This window comes from Paraburkholderia xenovorans LB400 (assembly GCF_000013645.1).
Classification (GTDB): Bacteria; Pseudomonadota; Gammaproteobacteria; order Burkholderiales; family Burkholderiaceae; genus Paraburkholderia; species Paraburkholderia xenovorans.
In genome coordinates, this window is sequence record NC_007952.1 from 1,668,081 (window position 1) to 1,690,613 (window position 22,533).

Below are 22,533 nucleotides of genomic sequence, written 5' to 3' on the forward strand. Positions count from 1 at the left end.
GCGAAGGCGTGGGATTCCGGCAACCGCATATAGCGGTCGCATGAAGCACCCGCGCTATCGCTCCTGCTCGACCCGGCCAAGGCCGAAACGGCGATAAGCCAAGCGCGCGGCGAAGTCGAGCAGAAACCCGAGCGCACCGATAACCAGAATCACCGCAGTCAGCTCGGAATACGCGAGGCGGTCGCGGGTATCGAGAATCAGATAGCCGAGGCCTGAGCTCACGCCGAGCATCTCCGCCGGCACCAGCACGATCCACAGAATGCCGATGGCAAGCCGCACGCCGGTCAGCACATGCGCGGCGATGCCGGGCACGTACACATACCAGAGCATTTCGCCGCGCGTGGCCGCAAGACTTTCGCCGAGCTGCAACCAGCGCTTGTCGATGTGCGCGACACCGGCGGCGGTGCTCATCATCAGCGGCCACACGGCGGCGAACGCCAGCAGGAAATACACCGCGCGGTCGCCGACGCCGAGCGACATCACGGCGATCGGCATCCACGACAGCGGCGAGATCATGCGTAAAAACTGAAGCGTGGGCGACAACGCCGTATCGAGCGCTTTCACGCGGCCGATCAGAAAACCGAGCGGCACGCCGACCACCAGCGCCCACAGCAGACCAATCGCGATGCGCCGCAGGCTCGTGACGATGTGGACGGCGAGACGATCGTCGGTGATCAGCGCCGGCAGCGTTTCGATCGCGCGGGCCGGCGAAAACTGCGCGGCGAGCGTACCCGGCGCGGCGAAAACGGCGACCGCCAGCCACCATATCGCGACGATGCCCACGAGGCCTCCCAGCCCGAGTGCGGCGCGACCCAGCCAGCCCGACGATGCGGCGCCGTTCGCGCGCGCGGCTGGGTTGACGGCAGGCGCGGGAGCAGGGCGCGTCGACAGGCTAGACAACGATCGTCTCCGTGCGCGAAAAACCTTCCGGCAAGCCAAATGCCTGCATCCCGCCAGCCGACTTGATGCTGTTTTTCACGAAACGGTCGTCCACCAGGTCGCGCGCGACGAATGCCGGATCGAGTTGGCCCAGGAACGGCGCATTGCCTTCGAGCTGAGTCGTTTTCAGGCGGCGAACCAGTTCTTCCGTATAGGCGGGATAGGGATAAGGCTGGAAATCGATCCGCTTTGCGTGCCAGTCCGCATGGATGATCGCGCGATCGGCCAGATAGCGGCCCTGATCGCCGGGGGCAGGGGCCAGCACCTCGGTCAATACGGCGGCTGTGTGCGGCGTGTAATGGTTCTGGCCGGTTTTCGACAATAGCTGCGCGGCCTCTTGCGGATGAGCGCGCGTCCACAACTGCGCCTTCACCACCGAATCGACCACCTTCTGCGACCACGCGGCGCGTTCGGTCAGATCCCGCTCGTGCATGAACACGACGCAGCATGCATGGTTCTTCCAGACATCGCCGGTAAAGCGCAGCACCTTGCCGATTTTCAGCCCTTCGGCCGCCGCATTGAACGGCTCGGCGACGATGAACCCGGCGATCTGTCTCGACGCCAGCGCCGGCGGCATGTCCGACGGCGCCATGACGATGAGTCTGACTTCGTTCGGCTTGAGCTCGCCGTCTTTCTTCAGAACCGGCACGAGTCCTTGCGTGCGCAACATGTCCTGCACGACGACGTTATGGATCGAGTACCAGAACGGCACCGCCACCGTTTTTCCGCCGAGGTCCGCGACCTTGCCGATGTCGGGCGACACGGTCAGCGCCGAGCCATTGACGTGATTCCAGGCGACTACCTTCGCCGGGGCCTGGCTGCCGTAGCGTGCCCAGATCGTCATCGGCGCGAGCAGGTGTACCACGTTGACCTGACCCGACAGAAACGCTTCGACCAGTTGCGCCCAACTGCGCAGCAGCGTCGGTTTCTCGACGGCGAGGCCCGCCGCTTCGAAATAGCCGTTGTTATGGGCGACCAGCAAAGGCGTGGCGTCGGTGATTGGCAGATAGCCGATGCGCACGGGCGCGTTCGGGTCCGTGGCGGCTCGCGCGTTGAGCGCGCCAAGCAACGGCCCGGCGCCGGCGACGGTGAACATCGAAGCGAGCTTGAGCCACTCGCGGCGGGACATCGGAAGCTGGCACATGCGTTTTTGCCTTCTTTCTATATGGGGGCGGTGAGGGCCGCGCGCGACATCGAATCACGCAGCGCCTGAAGAATCTGGATGCGCAACGCGCCGAGCGCTTCGAGGTGCATCTCGCGCGGCGACGGGACATCTACTGTCAGTTGCAGGATCAGCTTGCCCCGATTGCCCAGCACCACGATGCGATTGGAAACGAGCAACGCCTCGTCGATATCGTGCGTGACGAGGAGGGTCGCGGCATCCGTCTCGCGTACCACGCCGACGAGTAGCTGTTGCATCTCGGCACGCGTGACTTCGTCGAGCGCGCCGAATGGTTCGTCCAGCAGCAGCGTGCGCGGTTTGCGGGCCAGGCAGCGGGCGAGCGCCGCGCGCTGTGCCATGCCACCCGACAACTGGCGCGGCGCGTAATGACGGGCATGGGCAAGCCCGACCTGATTCAAAGCCGTGGTGACGCGCTCGCGCCGCGTGCCGCGCGACAATTCCGGCTGACGTGAAAATCCGAGCCCGAACGCGACGTTCTTTTCGACCGACAGCCACGGCAGCAGACACGGATCCTGAAACGCGAGCGCGACGTCGGGCCGCGGACCGCGCAGGGCGACGCCGTCCACTGCGACATGGCCGGATTCGGCTTGCTGCAGTCCGGCGACGATACGCAGCAACGTCGACTTTCCGCAGCCGCTCGGTCCCAGCACGGAAACGAGTTCTCCGGCGCGCACGCTGAGATCGATACCGTCCAGCACGCGGCGCCCTGCGTAGCTGAGTCCGACTTCGCGCACCTCCACGCGCGCCGCGCTCGTGCTGATGGCGTCGCTCATGCGGCCCTGGTCCGTTGATGCTGTGCCAGCTGGTTTTTCAGCTGCACGATGCTCGGCGTGACGATCGGCACGAAGGCCGCTTCACGCGTGCGCCGTGCGGTGCCGCCCTTTTCGCGCAGATAACCGCGTCCGCCCGCGGTCACGACTTCGAGGCGCACGGCGCGATCGACCGCGGCCGCGAGGCCGATCCGCACTTCGAACAGCGCGGCAGGCGCCGAAACGAAGGTACCGTGTTGAACGCCGTCGAATAGCCGTTTTGTCAGCGCGTCGAGTTCATGTGCGAGCGGGGCGACTTCGTCCGCTACGGCCGCGCGGGCGGGTGCGCTGCTTTCATCGATTGCGGCAAGCGCGCGGCGGGCGAGGCCGATCGACAATCCGCATTGAAAACCGAGAAACGCCGGGCGCACGCGCGCAAGGAAGGCGGGCGCGTCGGCGGTAATTTGCCAGCTTGCGTCGAGCGCGGTGCGCTCCACCGTGAGGGCCGCCGTGTTGCTCGAACGCAGCGCAATCAGATCGAGATCGTCGCTGCGCACGACACCCGCTGCGTCGTGAGGAATCGCGAAGATCGAAGGCGGCGCGCCGTCGCTGTGATCGAACGCGGCGGCGGCAAGAAAACCCTCGCGGCGCAGGTTCGTGATCCACGGCAGCTTGCCGTTGAGCGTCCAGCCCGCGCCGGCTCCGTCGATGAGGCGGGGCGTCGCATTCATCTGCAGAGGCTCGATGTTCGACAGATACTTCATCGCGTTCGAGAGGCCCGTTGCGCCGGCCAGTTCGCCGCGCAACAGCGCGGGCAGCCAGCGTGCCCGCAGCGCCTCGTTCGGGCTTTGCAGCAGATATTCGATGAACGTGCGCTGCCCCCAGAACACGAATGCCGCCGTCAGCGAATGGGCGGCAACGCCGGCGATGGCTTCGATCGCATCGACCGCCGTGCCGTCCAGACCGCCTTCATGCGCCGGCACGCCGATCTGGAAAAGATCCGCGCGCCCGAGCCGCGGCAGGATCTCGCGCGCGAGGTCTTGCGCTGTGTCGATAGCCTCGGCGTTAGCGTCGAGCCATGTGGCGAGCTCCGGTGCGGTGGTAGTCAGCGGCTGTGGTTTCATGCGGCGTGTGCGCCCGCTTCCCAGCGATAAGCGGCCAGTTGCGGATTGAGTTCGTTCTGCGCGAGATTGTTGGCGAAATTGCATAGCGTGGCAAGACTCACGCCGAGCACGACTTCGAGTGCGTTAGCGTCGCTGAATCCCGCTGCGCGGAACGCGGCGAGTGCGTCGTCGGGCACGGCGCCGCGTGTGGCGATCACCGCGCGCGTGAAGATTGCGACTGCATCGAGACGAGGGTCGGGCAGCGGTTGTTGCTGCTCGCGGATCGCTTCGACCAGTTGCGGATCGAGTTGAGCCTTTTTCAATGCGACAGCCGTGTGCCCCGCGACACAGAAGCCACAGCCGTGTATGCCGGCCGCCGTGATCTGCACTGTCTCGCGTTCAGCGAGCGTAAGGCCGCTGCGGCCATTGATTTCGGCGACGGTCAGGTATGTTTCGAGCGCGGTCGGCGCATTCGCCAGCGAGGCGACGAGATTCGGCAGGAAGCCGTTGGCCGCCTGTGCGCGTTCGAGGTAAGGGCGGCTCGCTTCAGGCGCGCTTTCGAGGGTGTGCAGCGGTAGACGGCTCATGTCGATTGATTCCTCACAGATAGGCCTTTATTGTGGCCGCGCAACTGTGTCAGAACAATGCGGCGCTGTCTGCGATTTCTGCGAGTTTGTCTAGCCGACGTACGGATTGCGGCAGAGTGTCGCGCTTAATGTAGCTGTAGCGCGGCGGATCCGGCTGGTTCGGCTGAGACGTGCGTCTCGATGGAATCGTGCGTGGTGCAGGCACGCCGCCATGCGCCGGGTTGAACGCCTGTCACGCGCTTGAATGCCTGCGAGAAGGCAGACTCGGACTGGTAGCCGACCCGCTCGGCCGCGTCCGGCGTACGCGCGCCACTTCTGAGCATCGCCGCGGCCAGCTTCATCCGGATCAGCGTGACGAATTGCGCGGGCGGTTGCCCGGCAATGTCGACGAACTGCTTGCAGAAACGCGCCCGCGACATGTGGACGAAGTGCGCCATTGTCCCGGTCGTCCAGCGTTCGCCCGGTGATTCGATGATCGCGGTTACGAGCGGCGCGAATTCCGCCCGGCGCATCAGCGACCAGAAACACGGGACGATTTCGTCCTCGGCGCCCAACGCCCGCAGTGCGTAGACGAACAGCAGATCGGTGAGACGCGCGATGAGCGGCGAGGGCGTTTGCGCATCGCGCAGCGCTTCGACGCGGATCAGATCGAAAATGGCGCGCGCGCCGTCGAGCGACGGGTTGTTGCGACGCGCGACGATATGGTCGGGCAGCAGGCTGAGCAGCATGTCGTCGAGCGCCGAGTTGAACTCGAAGAATCCGCATGCGATGCCGACGCTGGTGGTCGCGGTAGCTGGCGCGGTTGGCGAAGTTGTTGGCGCAGCGGGCGGCGGAGTCAGCGGCGACATGGTGCCGAAACGCGCGCTCTCGTGGCCGCTCGCGGGTGGACGGAAGTCGGGGGAAAGACAATGCGGCATGTCGCGCAGCAGGAATACGGCGTCGCCGCTGGATAGGCGCAGGCTGTGCGCTTCACGCTCCGCGCTCGCGGGAAGATGAAGCCAACATTCACCGTGCAGCACGACGTGGAAGCTCGCGCGCCGACGTCCCGCGGTGGACGCCTGCCACGTTCCGCAATACTGGCCGACGTGAAAAACCGTGCTCTTCAGTTCGAGGCTGGAGAGCAGCCAGTCGGCTAGCTTGTCGGGGTTTTGCAGCATGACGTCCAAAGGGTAATGGCGGATGCGTGGCGATGCATCATGGCTCATTACGTTAGCCGACTCGCGCGTGAGGGCAACCAATATTTTGTTCTTAGCTTATGGGGTGGCGGTTGGGCTGATGTGTGGTTGACTTGACATAAGATAAATTATCAACATATTGGTTGTTAGGCCTTTTTAGAAATGTCCGGTTTCCTGCTCCGGGCTGCCTGCTATGGCGCATCGTCGCCACCCCCCAGTGTTTCCGATACCCGGTTCACGACACGCCACAAGCGATCGCATAAAATAACCCCAGTCCGTTGCAATACGCCCCAACGCAATCCCCAATCACACAAAATCCCGATCGATGACCCGAGCCTTCGCAACCCGGGACGCCATCCGATTCCGTTCATCATTGTTTTCTCCAGCCGGGCCACCATGTCCCTATGTCGAGAATGACCACACATGCGATGAGCCGCCGGCACCTGCTGACGCTGATCGGCAAGAACCTCGGCGCGGCCGCCATGATGCAAGGCATGGGCACGCTGGGGTTCGCCGCTACCTCGACCTACGCCGGACCGATCAAACTGGATGGAGCGCCCAAAGCAACGCGAATTCTGGTGCTCGGCGCCGGCATGGCTGGCCTTGTCGCGGCCTTTGAGTTGAGGAACGCGGGCTACCACGTACAGGTGCTCGAATACAACGACCGCGCGGGTGGCCGGGCCTGGACTGTCAGGGGCGGTGATCGTTATACAGAACTCGGCGGTGCCACCCAGTACTGCGATTTCGCCGACGGGCTTTATCTGAACCCAGGGCCGTGGCGCATTCCGTATCACCACCGGGGCGTACTCGACTATGCAAAACGCCTGAAGGTGTCGCTCGAGCCGTTCGTCCAGGTCAACTACAACGCATACCTGCATTCGCCGGAAGCCTTCGATGGCAAGCCGCAACGATTCCGCGCGGTGCAGACCGACTATCAAGGCTACATCGCCGAACTGCTTTCCAAGGCCGTCCGCAAGGACGCGCTCGACGATGCGTTGTCAGCCGAAGATGCGCATCTGCTACTCGAATCCCTGCGCCAATGGGGTGCGCTCGGTCGGGATGGTCGCTATCAGGCGGGACCGCGAAGCAGTGAACGCCGCGGGTTCGCAATCGCGCATGGCGGCGGCCTGATGCCCAGGGCCGTGCCGTCGAATCTGCTCCCGCGCGACCCTTTGCTGGCATCGCGTTTGTGGCAATGGCTCTCGTCCGGAAACGAGCAGGATTTCCAGAGCGCCATTTTTCAGCCCGTCGGCGGCATGGACAGGATTGCCCATGCCATTTATTCGCAGGTCGCGAGCGCGGTAGTTTTCAACGCACGGGTCACGGCCATCTCTCAGGACGAGCAAGGCGTCAGCGTACGCTACACCGATACGACCACCCGGACCGAACGGACCGCGCACGCGGATTGGCTGGTGTGCACCATCCCGCTCTCGATTCTGAGTCAGATCGACATTGCGGTCGGCCCGGCCATGCGCGCCGCGATCGATGCGGTGCCCTACGAGACATCGGTGAAAATCGGGTTGCAATTCGGCCGGCGATTCTGGGAAGAAGACGAGCAGATCTACGGCGGCATCACGCATACCGACCTGCCGATCTCGACGATCGGCTACCCGGCAACGGGTTATGGAGCAACCGGTCCAGCGGTGCTGCTAGGCGCCTACATGTGGGGACCCGCCAGCTATGAGATGGGTGCGTTGCCCCCTGCCGAACGGATCGCGGAGGCATTGAGCCAAGGCAGCCAGATTCATCCGCAATACGCGAGCGAGTACCAGAACGGCTTCGCGATGAGCTGGAGCCGATCGCCGTTCACGAACGGCTGCTTCGCCGCATGGACGGATGCGTTGAGAAAAGCGCATTACACGGATCTCTGTCAGATCGACGGACGGATCGTCCTGGCCGGCGAGCACGCGTCCCATATTCCGGCATGGCAGGAAGGCGCCGTGCTGTCGTCGCTGGATGCGATCACGCGGTTGCATCGGAGAATCGTCAATGGATAGGCCGCCGCTGATTCTGAGCGCGATGCTGATGACCTTGCTGCTGGCCTTGCTGATGGAAGCCGCGACGGTGTCGGCTCAGCCTGTGGCACAGGACCCACCACTCACCTTCACGATTTCGCCGGGCTACCGCTTCACCGAACAAAGCGGCGAAGCGCTTTACAACGCTAGCTGCGCGGGATGCCATATGCCGGATGGAAAAGGCGCCCAGGGCGCGGGTCACTACCCGCCGCTCGCTGACAATCCGGCAGTCGAAGCAGCACCCTACGTCATCGTCAACATACTGCACGGCCGAAAGGCGATGCCATCGTTTGGCGACGCGATGAACGACGATCAGGTCGCAGCCGTCGTCAACTACACGAGAACGCATTTCGGCAATCGATTTGCCGGAAGTGTCACGCCGAGCCAGGTTAGAAGTTTGCGCTGAGTTCGCGAGGCATGGCTATCCATGCGAGGCCTCTTTTCCGCGCCCTCCTCCATCGCTTCACGAGGCTTACGTCTTGACCCGTGCCTTTCCGAAAGGCTGTCAATGGTCCCATTCCGGCGTCGAAAAAAATGGCGCCGCCGGCATTCAGCCAGCGGCGCCATTCTGTAGCGGCTACGACCAGATCGACACGCCGTAGCCCGACAACAGACTTACATCTCCACGGTGTCCGCCACTTCCTTGAAGTCTTCGATCTGATCGAAGTTCATGTATTGGTAGATCTTGTCGCTGTTGGCGGTAAGCACGCCCATATCTGCCATGTACTCTTCCTTGCTCGGAATCTTGCCCAGACGCGAGCAGATTGCGGCCAGTTCCGCCGAGCCGAGATACACGTTCGTGTTCTTGCCCAGACGGTTCGGGAAGTTACGCGTCGAGGTCGACATGACCGTCGCGCCTTCGCGCACCTGTGCCTGGTTGCCCATGCACAGCGAGCAGCCCGGCATTTCGGTACGGGCGCCGGCTGTGCCGAACACGCCGTAGTGGCCCTCCTCGGTCAACTGCTTCTGGTCCATCTTGGTCGGCGGCGCCACCCACAGCTTGACCGGGATGTCGCGCTTGCCTTCCAGCAGCTTCGACGCGGCACGGAAGTGGCCGATGTTGGTCATGCATGAGCCGATGAACACCTCGTCGATCTTTGCACCGGCCACGTCCGACAGCGTCTTCACGTCGTCCGGGTCATTCGGGCAGGCCACGATCGGCTCATGGATGTCGGCGAGGTCGATTTCGATGACGGCTGCGTACTCGGCGTCGGCATCCGGCGACAGCAGTTGCGGGTCGGCCAGCCACTGCTCCATTGCCTTGATGCGGCGCTGCAGGCTGCGCGGGTCCTGGTAGCCCTCGGCGATCATCCACTTCAGCAGCGTGATGTTGCTGTTGAGGTATTCAATGATCGGCTCCTTGTTGAGGTGAACCGTGCAACCGGCGGCCGAGCGCTCGGCGGAAGCATCCGACAGTTCGAACGCTTGCTCGACCTTCAGTTCGGGCAGGCCTTCGATTTCGAGAATGCGGCCCGAGAAAATGTTCTTCTTGCCTTGCTTGGCCACCGTCAGCATGCCTTGCTTGATGGCGTACAGCGGAATCGCGTTGACCAGGTCGCGCAGGGTCACGCCGGGCTGCATCTTGCCCTTGAAGCGGACCAGCACCGATTCCGGCATGTCCAGCGGCATCGTGCCGGTGGCGGCCGCAAAGGCGACGAGGCCCGAACCAGCCGGGAAGCTGATGCCGATCGGGAAGCGCGTGTGCGAGTCGCCGCCCGTGCCGACGGTGTCGGGCAACAGCATTCGGTTCAGCCACGAGTGGATCACGCCGTCGCCCGGGCGCAGCGCGATGCCGCCACGGGTGCTGATGAAGTTCGGTAGCGTGTGGTGAGTCTTGACGTCGACCGGCTTCGGATAGGCGGCGGTGTGGCAGAACGACTGCATGACGAGGTCGGCCGAAAAGCCCAGGCACGCCAGGTCCTTGAGTTCGTCGCGGGTCATGGGGCCGGTAGTGTCCTGCGAGCCGACCGAGGTCATTTTCGGTTCGCAATACGCGCCCGGACGGACGCCCTGACCTTCCGGCAGACCGCAGGCGCGGCCGACCATCTTCTGGGCGAGCGAAAAACCTTTGCCGCTGCTGGCCGGCTGCTGAGGCATGCGGAACAGGGTCGACGGCGCGAGGCCCAGCGCTTCACGTGCCTTGGCAGTCAATCCGCGGCCGATGATCAGCGGAATGCGGCCGCCGGCGCGCACTTCATCGAACAGCACGTCGGACTTGACCTGAAATTCGGCGATCACTTCGCCGTTCTTCAGCGCCTTGCCTTCGTATGGGCGCAGTTCGACCACGTCGCCCATTTCCATCTTCGACACGTCGAGTTCGATCGGCAGGGCGCCGGCGTCTTCCATCGTGTTGTAGAAGATCGGGGCGATCTTGCCGCCGAGGCACACACCGCCAAAGCGCTTGTTCGGAATGAAGGGAATGTCTTCACCCGTGAACCACAGCACCGAGTTGGTGGCCGACTTGCGCGAGGAGCCGGTGCCGACCACGTCGCCCACATACGCGACCAGGTGGCCCTTTTCCCGCAGCGACTCGATGAACCTGACCGGACCACGCTTGCCGTCCTCTTCCGGCGTGATGCCGGGACGGGCGTTTTTCAGCATTGCCAGCGCGTGCAGCGGAATGTCCGGCCGGGTGGTGGCATCCGGGGCCGGCGACAGGTCGTCGGTGTTGGTTTCGCCCGTCACCTTGAAGACGGTAATGGTCAGGCTTTGCGGCACTTCCGGACGGCTGGTGAACCATTCGGCGTCGGCCCAGCTTTGCAGCACGGCGCGGGCGTTGGCGTTGCCCTTGTCGGCCAGGTCCTTGACGTCGTGGAACTGGTCGAACATCAGCAGGGTTTTCTTCAGCGCGTCGGCGGCGACGGTGGCCACTTCGGCGTCGGACAGCAGTTCGATCAGCGGATGGATGTTGTAGCCGCCCAGCATGGTGCCGAGCAGTTCGGTGGCACGGGCGCGCGAGATCAGCGCGCAGGCGGTCTGACCTTTGGCCACGGCGGCCAGGAAGCCTGCCTTCACGCGGGCCGCTTCGTCCACGCCCGCGGGCACGCGATTGGTGATCAGGTCGAGCAGGGTCTGCTCTTCGCCGGCCGGCGGATTTGTCAGGAGCTCCACCAGTTCGGCGGTCTGCTGAGCCGTCAGCGGCAGGGGAGGAATGCCGAGTGCGGCGCGCTCGGCCGCGTGAACACGATAGTTTTCAAGCATGGGGACCTGCTGATATTTGCGTTTCAGGGACAGCTTGCAAGGCACGCCAGGACTGTGCCGCGCACTGCTCTCATCCCGATTTTAGATGCAATACCCTACGTAGGTCAAATGTCTTATGTCTTATATAAGAGTCGTCGAAAGACGAACAGCGTCGATGGCCGCTCTGAACGTGGCCGAACATTGATTCGCTCTGTCATTAGCGCTACCCTTGAACCGGTTGTGATCGTCGAATGCTGGTCAACCCGGAGGCAACCGTTTCGTGAAGCGAGCGTGGGCTTTCTCCTGCATCGTCGCCATCAGCGCGATCCTCGGCGGATGCGGCAAGAACGGATCGCAAAATGCCGCTCAGGACTCGGGCGCATCCGCGAGTCAGGCGCAGCTTGCGCCGGCCGCGAGCGAGACACCCGCCGCATCGGGCGTGCAGGCCACCGTCACCACGGCGCAGTTACCGGCGGAAGCTGCCGAAACATTGCGTCTGATCAAGGCGGGCGGCCCTTTCCCTTTTAGCGAGGACGGTGTTCTATTCCGCAACAGCGCGGCATTGCTGCCGCAGCATCCGCGCGGCTATTACCACGCCTATACAGTTCGCACGCCTGGCTCCGCGGATCGCGGGCAGCGCCGCATCGTATGTGGTGGACCGCGCAGGCAGACCGGCAACTGCTATTACACCGACGATTACTACGCCAGTTTCAAACGCATTGCGGAATAACTGAGGCGGCTAAAAAACGCCCCGGCCTTCTTTGCGTTGATACGCTGTGCTCCCACAGTCAGGCACCGGGTGTCCACTACTGGCAATGACCGCTTTGCCTATTGGACTGCCGGTCGAATGACTATCTAACTTGCCGAAAGGCGCAACCTGGCCGAACCAGGTCCGAAAGCGACCGACACGGTACGGTTCAGCATTAGCACATTCTTGACATGCGTCAACGGGGGTGCGACAGGACGCCACAGATTTGCGCGAAGTTGCGATGTAGCATTAATCCATCGTTGCTCGGAACCGCACTGTCTGGTCAGATCGTCCATTCCGGGTAAAGCGGATGTGTATTCGAAACCGTTATTCACACCGTTAGGAATCCAAATGTTACCCGTTAGCGCAGTCCTGATCAGTCTGGCTCCGATGTGGGCAATCCTGCTCGCCGTTTCCGGCGCATCCGCATACTTGCTCTTCTGGCGTAAGGCAATCAAATAGTCCCGGCCCCGTGGGCAATCGGAAGCCGAAGTGGATATTCGCCTGAATCGCCTGAACTCCACGTTGGTTGGCGGCGAAGCGGCGCACAACGCCCGCTAAACGAATCACCGCCCAAGCACAGGCCGACGATCAGAAGGCCCTTCCCTTTCCCCTTCCCTTATGCCCGTCGGCCGCGCGCCAGTTAATGCCCGGAAAGCAGTACGTTCGCGATAACGCCCGTCGCGATGGCAGCGAGTACATAGTCCCCGTTCACGCCCACCCACTGATATCCGCGCGGCGGCGCTTGCAGTCCATGCCCGTGCCAGTCGTCGACGACGTAGTTACGATCGCGGTACTCCGCCGGAAGCCGCTCGCCCTTGTGCCAGTCGTTATGAGGAATGGGGCCGCCCGGACCTCCGCGCGACGCGTCGTGGAAAGCCGGCCCGTGACCATTTCCATGCGGCGCCCCGTGGCCGGGGTTCGGCCTGTTGTGCGAAGGCTGGCCGCCGTGGTCGTCATGGTGTGATTGTGCGAAAGTGGCAGCCGACGTGCCAAAGAGTGAAACGATCAAAAACGGTACGATGACTCTCGACTTCATGTCTATATTCCAGAGAGAACGGCGGGATATTGGTTGGCGGCCTGCAGTACTTCTGACCGGCTTGCTATTGCGTGGCCGTGAGCTTGAGTCCCGGCCGCGACCCTTGTGACGTTTCCTGTTGACCCTTGCGCTGGTCCGCTACCTGTTCGATGCCGTTTTTTATGACCTCCTCGCAAAAGGCCAGACGTGCACGGTAGTAATCCGCATGCATTTGCGCGTCGAGGATTCGTTGCTCCGCCTGGAAAAGCGCCAGACGAAGTTCACGCAGTGCTTTTTCGGCCTGTTTCTCCGGAGTGAGCGCGTTGTGCACGGCCCAGTTCGCGATCCATCTCAGCATAGCGAAGTTCCCCCCTCTCGTTGGATGCTCTTCCTCTGCCACGGCAAAGACTATCAAAATACGATGGCGGTGTGTGTTAAATAATGTTTGTGCGTCAGTGGTCATAAAAACGACGCGTTTCTTTCCTGGAATAATGGTTCGATCCGCAGGGCAGATCGGAGAGAAACGATAAAATTCAATTACGCCAATCGAGCGTATGCATCGAGCGCCCTGACAGCCGTAAACGTGCGGCATCGCTATGCATTCCACGAGTTGCGGCGTGCGCAGCGTCACCAATGGCGGATATTCCCTATCCCGCTCGCCAATGCTCAATCAGCGGCATTGCGAGACGCGCAGCGGCAGTCGGAACAGGTCTGCATCGACGAAAGATGTCGCAAACATTCAGACACGGCAGCGGCTCTTCGGATGTGCTTCACGCAATCCTGAAGGACACTTTCGGCTGTCCGGTCGATGAAAGCACACCATCAGCCGGATATGAGCAATTTCCCGGCATGTGGAATTGGCTCGGGAGCCTGAATGCATGGGGTAACCAGGCGGAACACCCTCCGTGGACCAGCCACAGCACCAACACTGGCTGGCCCTTGTCGATGGAGATAGCGCAACTCAGTCGCGGCCTTTAGACAATGAGCAAACCACAGCGCGAGGATTCTGTTTCGCAAGCTTTTCCGGGGTAGCGATGCCCGCCTCGGTACGCACCACGCACCGGCCGGTCCGCCGCTGGCTCGCCGGCTAACGGAGGTCTAGGAGCCATCCAGCCCCGCCGCCCCCGTCTGATCATGCATCAACTCCCCCGCCACCTCGCGCAAACACGCATAGAACAGCTGCGCGGCAGGCAAACTCGAATCACCGCGCCAATACGCAACGATCTCGCCCAGCGGTTCCAGCGGCGGCAGCGGCAGCACGCACATGCCGCCGCGCATCACGTGAGGCCGCGCAATCGACATCGGCAGGATCGACACGAAATCGCCGCTGCGTATCAGCGCGATATTCAACGCCAGTGCACTCGATTCGACCGCCCCGCCGCCCACCGCAATATCGTTCGCGCCGAGCGTCTCGATCAGCGTCGCGTACGCGGGGGAGCCATGCATCGGCGTGATCCAGCGGGACGCGCGCAGATCGGCCCACGTCACCTGGCGGTCGGGATCGCCGAGCGGGTGATGCGCGCCGACCACGAACACGAAAGGCTCGCGATGGACGATCTCCTGCCGTAGCGTCGTCTGCGTCGCGGGAATGCGGTTGCGGCCAAGGGCGAGATCGAGGTCGCCGTCATCGAGCATCTTGATCAGGCGGTCGAGCGTCGCTTCCGCAAACGACAGCGAAGCCGACGGCGCGCGGCGTATGAACAGTTGCACCGAATTCGCGACCAACGGTTCGGGAATCGTCACCACCGCGCCGACCCGCACGTGACCGCCGGTGCCGGACGCGAGCGCGCTGACGTCACGCCGCGCGAGTTCGATCTGGCGCAACACTTCGCGCCCGCATGCAACGATCACCTGGCCGATCCCCGTCAACTCCAGCGCATTACCGACCCGGTTCACCACCGGCACGCCGAGCGCGTCTTCGATCTCCGCGATCTGTTTCGAAATGGCCGGCTGCGTGACATGGAACGCAGCCGCGACGCGCGTGACCTGACCAAGCTCAGCAAGGCTTACGAGGATGCGCAGATGCGGCAGCTTGAGGCCGCTGCGAAAAAAACGCTCAATCGGATCATTGTTCTGCATGGCAAGGGTTTTCCCGGAAACACGGATCGGCATAACTGTTCAGTTATAACTTTCGCCGAAATCGTGATTTGCGGCAACGCCCGCGACACGGCTAACCTTCCGACACTGCCGCCAGAAGGCAGCGGTCCGCAGCACGGGCAAACACCAACGACGAGACAGCGCGCCGACGGCGCGCACTGGAGACAGACCATGAGCGTCCCTTCATACGGACCCGAATCCGGACCCGCCGCCGCCGGCAGCGCGGCCGATCCTCACAACGCCGCGCTCTACGCCAAGCTCACGCGGCGCATCGTGCCGTTTCTGTTTCTCGCATTCGTCGTCGCGTATATCGACCGCGTGAACGTCAGCTTCGCAAAACTGCAGATGCTCAGCGACCTGTCGCTGAGCGAAACCGTGTATGGGGCCGGCGCGGGGATTTTCTTCGTCGGCTATTTTTTCTTTGAAGTGCCGAGCAACCTGATCCTGAACCGGGTCGGCGCGCGCCGCTGGATCGCGCGGATCATGGTCACGTGGGCGATCGTGTCGGGCTTGACGATGTTCGTCAGCGGCCCGACATCGTTCTATATCATGCGCTTTCTGCTCGGCGTCGCCGAAGCGGGATTTTTCCCCGGCATTCTGCTGTATCTGTCCAACTGGTTTCCGTCGACGCGGCGCTCGCAGATCATCGCGCTTTTCATGACCGCGATTCCGGTGTCCGGCGCGATCGGCGGCCCGTTGTCGGGCTGGCTGATGGCGCATTTCGCGGGCACCTACGGTCTCGCCGGATGGCGCTGGCTGTTTCTGGTCGAAGGGATCGGCTCGCTGGCGGTCGGCATCGCGGCGTTCTTCGTCCTGCACGACAGGATCGACAATGTGCGCTGGCTGAACGCCGACGAAAAATCGCGCCTTGCCGCCGATCTCGCCCGCGACGCGATCACGCGCACCGAAACCTCGGCGCGCGGCGCATTCGCCAGCAAGCGCGTGTGGCTGCTCGGGCTGCTGTACTTCTGCATCGCAATGGGCAATTACGGTCTCGCGTTCTGGGTGCCGACCATCATCAAGGCAAGCGGCGTTGCCAGCGTGGGCAACATCGGCTGGCTGTCGGCGGTGCCGTCGCTGATCAGCGCAGTCGCGATGGTGCTGATCGCGCGTCACGCGGACCGTCACGACGAACGCCGCGTGCATGTCGCGGTCTGCTGTGCGATCGGCGCGCTCGGTTTGCTGGCGTCGGTGCTGTTTGCGTCGAATGTCGCGGTATCGATCGCGGCGCTGATCGTCGCGGCGATCGGCATCAATTCGATCGCGCCGGTGTTCTGGGGCATTCCGACCGCCCTGCTCGGCGGCGCGGGCGCGGCGGCGGGCATCGCCGTGATCAACTGCACCGGCAATCTGGCCGGCTTCGTGAGTCCGTTCATCGTCGGGCGGCTGTCCGATCTGAGCGGCGGCAAGCTGTTGCCGGGAATGTTCGCCATCGCCGTGGCGCTGTTGATCGGCGCGGCGATCGTGCTGCGCATGCCGCTCAGGCGCGCTTCCGCTTCTGCGGCGAGCGCGCCTGATTCCAGCATTCCACAGAGGACTTGAACATGACGCAATCGAGCAGCCCCGTCTGCGTGGTGACGGGCTCGGCTTCGGGTATCGGCGCGGCGACCGCGCTGCGCTTCGCGCAGGCAGGCTGGTCGGTGGCGATAGGCAACTTCGACGACAGCACGCGCGAAGCGGCGCTGGCGGTCGAAGCGGCCTGCCGGGACGCCGGCGCGTCCACGCTGGTATTCGACGCGGATGTCGGCAACGACGCGCACTGCCGCCGCGCGATGGATACCGTGGCGAGCCGCTGGCAACGTGCCGACGCGCTGATCAATTGCGCGGGCACGACGCGCGTGATTGCGCATAACGCCTTCGACGAGATCGACGCGGTCGAATTCGAGCGCGTGTACCGCGTGAACCTGATCGGTCTGTATCAGATGACGCGCGCAGCCGTGCCGTTGCTGCGCGAATCGGCCGGTCTGTCGGCGGTGAAACGCAGCACCAGCGTGGTCAATATTTCGTCGCTGGCGGGCCTGAACGGTACCGGGTCGTCGATTGCGTATGCGGCGTCGAAAGGCGCGGTGAATACGCTGACGCTCTCGCTTGCGCGCAGTCTCGCGCCGTATGTGCGCGTCAATGCGATCGCGCCGGGCATGGTCGACGACGGGCTGTTGCTGCACGTGCTCGACCCGCAAGCCTATGACGGCGTGCTCGCCAGAATGACCGAACAGGCGCCGCTCAAACGGGTGTCGATGCCGGCGGAAATTGCGGACCTCGCGTGGTTTCTCGCGACGCAGGCGCCGGCAATCACCGGCCAGGTGATCGCCACGGAAAACGGCTTGCTGCTGAACGGCGGCTGAGCCACATCGAGCGGCGGTTGAGCGGCAGTCAACGGCGCGCGCGGCGGACCAAACCATCCCCGCAGCACCGCATGAGTTTCAAAAGAAAACGGACTTTCCCACATGACCAATCTGCACAAACATCGCTCGCGCAGGGTGACCGACGGCGTCACGCGGGCGCCGCATCGCGCGTTCCTGCGCGCCACCGGTCTCGACGACGAATCGATGCAAAAGCCGTTCGTCGCGATCGTCGATACGTTCGGCGAGAACACGCCGTGTTCGATGTCGCTCAACCAGGTCTCCGACAACGCGCGGCTCGGCATTGCCGCGGGCGGCGGCGTGCCGATCCGCGGTTCGGCGATCTCGGTGTCGGACGGCACGTCGATGAATCACTCCGGCATGAGGATGAGCCTCGTGTCGCGCGAAGTGGTGGCCGATAGCGTCGAGCTGTTCGTGCGCGCGCACAACTACGATGCGTTGATCGGCGTCGCCGGTTGCGACAAGACCTTGCCCGGCATCCTGATGGGCATGGTGCGCGTCAACGTGCCCGGCGTGTTCCTGTTCGGCGGCGCGATGCTGCCCGGCGTCGCGCCCGGCCAGTTGCCTGGCGGAGCGGGCCACGGCCTGCGCCGCCAGGCCACGATTCTCAGCACGATCGAAGCAGTCGGCACCGCGCAGCGCGGCGACATCAGCCGCGCGCAACTCGACGCCATCGAAAAGCAATGCACGCCGACCGCCGGCTCGTGTCCCGGCCAGTTCACCGCGAATACGATGGCGATGGTCGCGGAAACGCTGGGCCTCGCGCCGCTCGGTTCCGCGATGGTGCCGGCCGTCTACAGCGAACGGATTGCGATTGCGCGCCGCGCGGGCGAAACGGTGATGCGCATCCTCAAACAGGGTGGCCCGTTGCCGCGCGACCTCGTCACGCTGGAAAGCCTCGAAAACGCCTGCGCGGCGGTCGCGGCAACCGGCGGCTCGACCAACGCAGCGCTGCATATTCCGGCAATCGCCAACGAAGCCGGCATCCGCTTCACGCTGGACGACGTGCAGCGCGTGTTCGCGAAGATTCCGCTGATCGGCGATCTGCAACCGGGCGGCCGCTATCTCGCCCAGGATCTGCATCATGCCGGCGGCGTGCCGGCCGTGCTGAATGCGCTGCTGGAAGGCGGCTTTCTGCATGGCGACGCACCGGCGCTCGGCGGCGGCACGCTCGCCGACGCACTGAATGCGTACGACGGACCGGACGGCACGGTGGTGCGCCCGTGCAGCGAACCGCTCGGCGAGAACGGCGGCCTCGTGATCCTGCGCGGCAATCTCGCACCGGACGGCGCATGCCTGAAGATCGCCGGGCTGAAGTCGCTGACGTTCACGGGCGCGGTACGAATTTTCGAGTGCGAAGAGGACTGCATGGCGGTGGTCGCCGCGCGCGATTATCGCGAAGGCGATGTATTGGTGATCCGCAACGAAGGCCCGAAAGGCGGTCCCGGCATGCGCGAAATGTTGAGCGTCACGGCGGCAATCTACGGCCAGGGCATGGGCGAAAAAGTGGCGCTGTTGACCGATGGCCGTTTCTCCGGCGCGACACGCGGCATGTGCATCGGCTACGTGGGGCCGGAAGCGGCGGCCGGCGGACCGATCGGCCTGCTGCGCAACGGCGACCGCGTGCATATCGACGCGCGCGAAGGCATTCTGCGCGTCGATCTGTCCGACGACGAACTCGCCCGGCGCCGCGCCAGCGCGCCCGCGCGCCCGCCGCGCCGACTCGCCGGCGTGCTCGAAAAATACGAGGCGCTGGTGCGGCCCGCGCATCTCGGCGCGGTCACGCACTCGGGCAACGTCGAATGGCCGTACGATGCGCCGACGCCCGGCGACGACGGAGCCGCCGAATGACGCGCGCCCTTCTCGGCTTTTGCGGACTCGGCAAGATGGGCGAGCCGATGGCGCAACGTCTCGCCAATGCCGGTCATCCGCTGCGGGTGTGGAATCGTTCCGGCGACAAGGCCACGGCGCTGCAGGCGTCGGCGGAAAATTGCATTGCGTGCGATTCGCCGGCGAACCTCGCTGCCGGCGCCGAAATCATCATGCTCTGTCTCGCGGATGCGGCGGCGGTCGAAGCAGTCGCGTTCGGCGCCGACGGCCTCACGCGCCTCGCGCGCCCAGGCACCACGCTGGTCGATCATTCGACCCTCGCGCCGTCGCAAACCCGGGTGTTCGCACAACGCTGGCACGAACGAACTGGCGGCAGATGGATCGACGCGCCGGTGTCGGGCGGCACGGCGGGCGCGGCGGCGGGCACGCTGGCGATCATGGCGGGCGGCGACGCGGCGCTGATCGACACGCTGACGCCGGTCCTTCGCGCATACGCCGCCCGCGTCACGCGCATGGGCGACAGCGGCGCGGGGCAGTCCACCAAACTCGCCAACCAGACCATCGTGATGACGACCATTGCCGCGCTCGCCGAAGCGACGCGGCTGGCGCGCCACGCGGGGATCGATGCGACGCGGATTCCCGCGGCGCTCGAAGGCGGCTGGGCGGATTCCGTGCTGCTACAAACGCTGACGCCGCGCATGATCGCGCCACCCGCGCACGCGTCCGGCACGATTCGCACGATGCTCAAAGACCTCGATGCGGTCGAGTCGCTCGCGCGAGAAAGCGGCGCGGCGATGCCGGTCGCGGCGCTGGTGCGGCGCTGGTTGAGCGAGGCCGTCGCGCAGGGTCTCGGCGACGCCGATATCTCGCAGATCGTGACGGTCGAAATGCACACGGCCAATGTCGAATGACCTGACGTAGCCCCGTTTTGCAAGGACACCGGCCGTCGCTGCATGGCGGACGCGCCGGATCGACAGATAAGCCATGCCCCAGGAGACATGATGCACAACCTCGAATCGGCGAACGCGCGCGACGCGTCGTTCGACAGCCTGACGCCCAGCCAGTGGCGGCTGATCATTCTGGCGAGTCTCGGCGGTGCGCTGGAGTTTTACGACTTCGTTGTCTACGGCGTGTTCGCGCAATTCATCGGCCGCGCGTTTTTTTCGATGCTCGATCCGATCATGTCGCTGGTGCTGTCGTTCGCGGTGTTTGCAATCGGCTATCTGTCCCGGCCGCTCGGCGGCGCGGTGCTCAGCTGGTTCGGCGATCGCTATGGGCGGCGCCGCGTGTTCATCGTCTCGGTGATCGTCGTATCGCTATCGACGATCGGCATGGGGCTCGTGCCGACCTACGCCAGCTGGGGCCTCGCCGCGACCTTCACGATGATCCTGCTGCGGCTGGTGCAAGGCTTCTGCCTGGGCGGCGAGTTGCCCGGCTCGATCACCTATGTGGTCGAAACCGTGCCGCGTCGCGCGGGGTTCGTCTGCGGGATCGTGTTCTTCTGCGTGAACTCGGGCGTGCTGCTCGCCGCGGCGGTCAACCTCGGCGTGCACGCCGCGCTGACACCGGACGATGTCGCTGCTTACGGCTGGCGCTTCGCGTTTATCTTCGGCGGCGTGATCGGGCTGCTCGGTTTCTGGCTGCGTCGCAAGCTCGAAGAAACGCCGGAATTCGCGCATATGAAGCATCTCGCGTCAAAGCATCCCTTCACCGAGCTGATGCAGGAGCATTGGCGGCCGGTCCTGCTCGGCATTCTGACGACAGCCGCGACAGCCGGTTATAACGGTCTGCTGTTCGCGCATATGCCGGCGTATCTGGACAAGGTGCTGCACTACGATCCGCACGAGGTCGCGCTCGGGCAGAACGTCGCGCTCGCCACCGCATCGATCGGTATCCTGATCATCGGGCGGATCGGCGACAGCATGCCGCGCCGCCATCTGATGCGCGCGGGCTCGCTGCTGCTGATCGTGCTGACAATGCCGTTCTATCACGCCGCGGTCAGCCACCGGATGGATCTGATCGTGCTGATGCTGCTCGGCGGACTGGGCGCGGCGCTGATCAACGGCACCTTTGCGTGCATCATCGCGGATATGTTTCCCACGCGCGTGCGCTTTAGCGGCGTCGCGCTCGCGTTCAACCTGAGCTTTACGATTTTCAGCGGCACCGCGCCGCTGATCGGCACATGGTTGATTGGACGCACGGGGGATCTCGCCGCGCCAGGCTATTTCATGGTCGCGTGCGCGGTGCTGACGTTCGTTGCAACCTTCGGCCTGAAGGCGCTGAGCGGAAAAATTGCGGCACCGCCAGTCGCGGCGTGAGCTTTGAGGGCAAACACCGGCAGCAGTTCGCGCTCTCACGCGTCGGTCATGGAATGGCGAGGCAAATTGATAGTGAAGACGCAACCGGTGCCGCGCACATCGCGGACACTGAGAACGCCGTGGTTCGACTCGACACTCTGCTTCGCGATTGAAAGCCCCAGCCCCAGGCCGGTCCGGTCTTCGCCGGTCTGGGTAAAAGGCAGAAACATCTTTTGTGCGTCGCCCGGCGCAAGGCCGCCGCAATTGTCCTTCACGTCGATCAGGATGCGATCCGCGACCGCATAGGCATTCAGCGTCACCTCCGTGTGAAGACGCGTGAACTTGAACGCGTTCTGCATCAGGTTTCCGACCGCCGAAAGCAGCAGGTCGCGGTCTGCATTGACGGCAAGCCGCGGATCGACGTCGGAAACCGTCAGTGTGCAGCCACGCGCCCGAGCCTCGAGGTTCGCCGCGTGTCTGACCTCGGCAATGAAGCCGGAGACCGAAAAAATCTGGCGGCGCACAGGATTGCCGGCGGTAATGCGGACCTCTGCCAGAGAACGGTCGATGAGACTGCGCAGCCCTACCAGACTGCGTTCCAGCACCGATCCTGTCGCACCGGAGAGGCCCAGATTTCCGGCTTTCACGGCGGTGAACGCGAGCGTTGCCGCGCCCAGCAGATTGCGCAGTTCATGGGCAAAAAATCCAAGCCGTTCGTTCATCTCCGCAGTCTGTTTGCCTGCCAGTAGGGAATCGCGCTGATAACTGAATTCGGTGACAGCGTCCGCGATCGCATTGTCCAGGCAGCGGTTGAGGGTGCGGAACTCGTCGATTTCGAACGGCGTGTTGCGCTCGTAGGCCAGATCCGTAATGGCCTGACACAGATCGCCATAGTCGTGAACGACCTGGTCGACGGTAAAGCCGAGCTCCAGCAACTCCCGGCCATGCTGGGCAGCCGATTCGCCGATCTCGGAGAGAGACGGTGCGCCGCCGCCCGACGGACCGGATATCCTGCGGCTTTCCAGTGGCTCCGACGTCTGCTCGATCTGCAGCGTCCTGATCAGTTGGTCAAGGAACAGCGGCACCCCGCTCTGAAGTTGCGCCGCGGTCGCTGCGCGCGCGGGTCTGCGCGCCACCTTTGCCCTGCAGCGTTCGATCAGTTCTTCACGGTTGCCCGCCAGAAAATCGTGCATCATCGTCCAACCCCTCTTTCTTTGCCCGCGACTGTCGCGACCGCCATTCGTTCAGG

19 protein-coding genes are annotated in these 22,533 nt (G+C 63.9%); 8 read left to right on the plus strand and 11 right to left on the minus strand.

The annotated features are described in order from the left end of the window. Positions 1-54 precede the first annotated feature (54 nt). The 6 genes from BXE_RS29375 to BXE_RS29400 form a co-directional block, all read right to left on the minus strand. Positions 55-900 (minus strand): ABC transporter permease, encoded by an 846-nt coding sequence (locus BXE_RS29375; protein ID WP_011491750.1) that lies wholly within the window; start codon positions 898-900, stop codon positions 55-57. After that, the gene (locus tag BXE_RS29380; protein ID WP_011491751.1) at positions 893-2,083 is read right to left on the minus strand and encodes an ABC transporter substrate-binding protein; all 1,191 of its coding nucleotides are present in this window, start codon (positions 2,081-2,083) and stop codon (positions 893-895) included. The genes BXE_RS29375 and BXE_RS29380 overlap by 8 nt, the downstream gene beginning before the upstream one ends. A gap of 17 nt (positions 2,084-2,100) precedes the next feature. Further along, on the minus strand, positions 2,101-2,895 hold the full coding sequence (locus tag BXE_RS29385) for an ABC transporter ATP-binding protein (RefSeq protein WP_011491752.1): 795 nt from the start codon (positions 2,893-2,895) through the stop codon (positions 2,101-2,103). After that, complete coding sequence (locus BXE_RS29390; protein ID WP_011491753.1) at positions 2,892-3,995, minus strand: acyl-CoA dehydrogenase family protein; 1,104 nt, start codon at positions 3,993-3,995, stop codon at positions 2,892-2,894. Before BXE_RS29390 ends, BXE_RS29385 begins: the two co-directional genes overlap by 4 nt. Continuing rightward, entirely contained in the window at positions 3,992-4,561 is a 570-nt protein-coding gene (locus tag BXE_RS29395) for a carboxymuconolactone decarboxylase family protein (protein ID WP_011491754.1), read from the minus strand. The genes BXE_RS29390 and BXE_RS29395 overlap by 4 nt, the downstream gene beginning before the upstream one ends. A 125-nt stretch (positions 4,562-4,686) precedes the next feature. Then, positions 4,687-5,766, minus strand: coding sequence for an AraC family transcriptional regulator (locus tag BXE_RS29400; protein WP_011491755.1), 1,080 nt, complete (start codon positions 5,764-5,766; stop codon positions 4,687-4,689). 374 nt (positions 5,767-6,140) lie between these two features. Here BXE_RS29400 and BXE_RS29405 point away from each other — a divergent pair, with 374 nt between their 5' ends. After that, positions 6,141-7,733, plus strand: coding sequence for a flavin monoamine oxidase family protein (locus BXE_RS29405; protein ID WP_011491756.1), 1,593 nt, complete (start codon positions 6,141-6,143; stop codon positions 7,731-7,733). 28 nt (positions 7,734-7,761) lie between these two features. Next, positions 7,762-8,157, plus strand: a complete 396-nt coding sequence (locus BXE_RS29410) for a c-type cytochrome (RefSeq protein WP_233518959.1) — start codon at positions 7,762-7,764, stop codon at positions 8,155-8,157. A gap of 209 nt (positions 8,158-8,366) precedes the next feature. Here BXE_RS29410 and acnB read toward each other — a convergent pair whose 3' ends face one another. Beyond that, on the minus strand, positions 8,367-10,952 hold the full coding sequence (acnB, locus tag BXE_RS29415) for a bifunctional aconitate hydratase 2/2-methylisocitrate dehydratase (protein ID WP_011491758.1): 2,586 nt from the start codon (positions 10,950-10,952) through the stop codon (positions 8,367-8,369). 259 nt (positions 10,953-11,211) lie between these two features. Here acnB and BXE_RS29420 point away from each other — a divergent pair, with 259 nt between their 5' ends. Beyond that, the gene (locus tag BXE_RS29420) at positions 11,212-11,661 is read left to right on the plus strand and encodes a ribonuclease (protein WP_011491759.1); all 450 of its coding nucleotides are present in this window, start codon (positions 11,212-11,214) and stop codon (positions 11,659-11,661) included. A gap of 661 nt (positions 11,662-12,322) precedes the next feature. On the opposite strand, the gene BXE_RS29425 is transcribed toward BXE_RS29420, so the two are convergent. The 3 genes from BXE_RS29425 to BXE_RS29435 all read right to left on the minus strand — a co-directional run bounded on the left by BXE_RS29425 (position 12,323) and on the right by BXE_RS29435 (position 14,776). Further along, on the minus strand, positions 12,323-12,718 hold the full coding sequence (locus BXE_RS29425; protein WP_011491761.1) for an RcnB family protein: 396 nt from the start codon (positions 12,716-12,718) through the stop codon (positions 12,323-12,325). Between the two features lie 64 nt (positions 12,719-12,782). After that, entirely contained in the window at positions 12,783-13,367 is a 585-nt protein-coding gene (locus tag BXE_RS47385) for a hypothetical protein (RefSeq protein ID WP_233518958.1), read from the minus strand. A 428-nt stretch (positions 13,368-13,795) separates the two neighbouring features. After that, on the minus strand, positions 13,796-14,776 hold the full coding sequence (locus tag BXE_RS29435; protein WP_011491763.1) for a LysR family transcriptional regulator: 981 nt from the start codon (positions 14,774-14,776) through the stop codon (positions 13,796-13,798). A 189-nt stretch (positions 14,777-14,965) separates the two neighbouring features. Here BXE_RS29435 and BXE_RS29440 point away from each other — a divergent pair, with 189 nt between their 5' ends. The 5 genes from BXE_RS29440 (at position 14,966) to BXE_RS29460 (ending at position 21,305) form a co-directional block, all read left to right on the plus strand. Continuing rightward, positions 14,966-16,336 (plus strand): MFS transporter, encoded by a 1,371-nt coding sequence (locus tag BXE_RS29440; RefSeq protein WP_011491764.1) that lies wholly within the window; start codon positions 14,966-14,968, stop codon positions 16,334-16,336. 2 nt (positions 16,337-16,338) lie between these two features. Continuing rightward, positions 16,339-17,139 carry an SDR family NAD(P)-dependent oxidoreductase gene (locus tag BXE_RS29445; protein ID WP_011491765.1) on the plus strand — a complete coding sequence of 267 codons (801 nt, stop codon included), beginning with the start codon at positions 16,339-16,341 and terminating at the stop codon, positions 17,137-17,139. Positions 17,140-17,241: 102 nt separating this feature from the next. Beyond that, on the plus strand, positions 17,242-19,008 hold the full coding sequence (ilvD, locus tag BXE_RS29450) for a dihydroxy-acid dehydratase (protein ID WP_011491766.1): 1,767 nt from the start codon (positions 17,242-17,244) through the stop codon (positions 19,006-19,008). Continuing rightward, positions 19,005-19,898 (plus strand): NAD(P)-dependent oxidoreductase, encoded by an 894-nt coding sequence (locus BXE_RS29455; protein WP_011491767.1) that lies wholly within the window; start codon positions 19,005-19,007, stop codon positions 19,896-19,898. Before ilvD ends, BXE_RS29455 begins: the two co-directional genes overlap by 4 nt. Positions 19,899-19,988: 90 nt before the next feature. Continuing rightward, positions 19,989-21,305, plus strand: coding sequence for an MFS transporter (locus BXE_RS29460; RefSeq protein ID WP_011491768.1), 1,317 nt, complete (start codon positions 19,989-19,991; stop codon positions 21,303-21,305). A gap of 35 nt (positions 21,306-21,340) precedes the next feature. Here BXE_RS29460 and BXE_RS29465 read toward each other — a convergent pair whose 3' ends face one another. After that, positions 21,341-22,480, minus strand: a complete 1,140-nt coding sequence (locus BXE_RS29465; RefSeq protein WP_011491769.1) for a sensor histidine kinase — start codon at positions 22,478-22,480, stop codon at positions 21,341-21,343. Positions 22,481-22,533: the final 53 nt, after the last annotated feature.

What these genes read in the sequence shown, in the direction of transcription:
- BXE_RS29380 (WP_011491751.1), bottom strand. Translation starts at nt 2,083, where the DNA reads ATGTGCCAGCTTCCGATGTCCCGCCGCGAGTGGCTCAAGCTCGCTTCG.
- BXE_RS29385 (WP_011491752.1), bottom strand. Translation starts at nt 2,895, where the DNA reads ATGAGCGACGCCATCAGCACGAGCGCGGCGCGCGTGGAGGTGCGCGAA.
- BXE_RS29390 (WP_011491753.1), bottom strand. Translation starts at nt 3,995, where the DNA reads ATGAAACCACAGCCGCTGACTACCACCGCACCGGAGCTCGCCACATGG.
- BXE_RS29395 (WP_011491754.1), bottom strand. Translation starts at nt 4,561, where the DNA reads ATGAGCCGTCTACCGCTGCACACCCTCGAAAGCGCGCCTGAAGCGAGC.
- BXE_RS29400 (WP_011491755.1), bottom strand. Translation starts at nt 5,766, where the DNA reads ATGAGCCATGATGCATCGCCACGCATCCGCCATTACCCTTTGGACGTC.
- BXE_RS29405 (WP_011491756.1), top strand. Translation starts at nt 6,141, where the DNA reads ATGTCGAGAATGACCACACATGCGATGAGCCGCCGGCACCTGCTGACG.
- BXE_RS29410 (WP_233518959.1), top strand. Translation starts at nt 7,762, where the DNA reads ATGACCTTGCTGCTGGCCTTGCTGATGGAAGCCGCGACGGTGTCGGCT.
- acnB (WP_011491758.1), bottom strand. Translation starts at nt 10,952, where the DNA reads ATGCTTGAAAACTATCGTGTTCACGCGGCCGAGCGCGCCGCACTCGGC.
- BXE_RS29425 (WP_011491761.1), bottom strand. Translation starts at nt 12,718, where the DNA reads ATGAAGTCGAGAGTCATCGTACCGTTTTTGATCGTTTCACTCTTTGGC.
- BXE_RS29435 (WP_011491763.1), bottom strand. Translation starts at nt 14,776, where the DNA reads ATGCAGAACAATGATCCGATTGAGCGTTTTTTTCGCAGCGGCCTCAAG.
- BXE_RS29440 (WP_011491764.1), top strand. Translation starts at nt 14,966, where the DNA reads ATGAGCGTCCCTTCATACGGACCCGAATCCGGACCCGCCGCCGCCGGC.
- BXE_RS29445 (WP_011491765.1), top strand. Translation starts at nt 16,339, where the DNA reads ATGACGCAATCGAGCAGCCCCGTCTGCGTGGTGACGGGCTCGGCTTCG.
- ilvD (WP_011491766.1), top strand. Translation starts at nt 17,242, where the DNA reads ATGACCAATCTGCACAAACATCGCTCGCGCAGGGTGACCGACGGCGTC.
- BXE_RS29455 (WP_011491767.1), top strand. Translation starts at nt 19,005, where the DNA reads ATGACGCGCGCCCTTCTCGGCTTTTGCGGACTCGGCAAGATGGGCGAG.
- BXE_RS29460 (WP_011491768.1), top strand. Translation starts at nt 19,989, where the DNA reads ATGCACAACCTCGAATCGGCGAACGCGCGCGACGCGTCGTTCGACAGC.
- BXE_RS29465 (WP_011491769.1), bottom strand. Translation starts at nt 22,480, where the DNA reads ATGATGCACGATTTTCTGGCGGGCAACCGTGAAGAACTGATCGAACGC.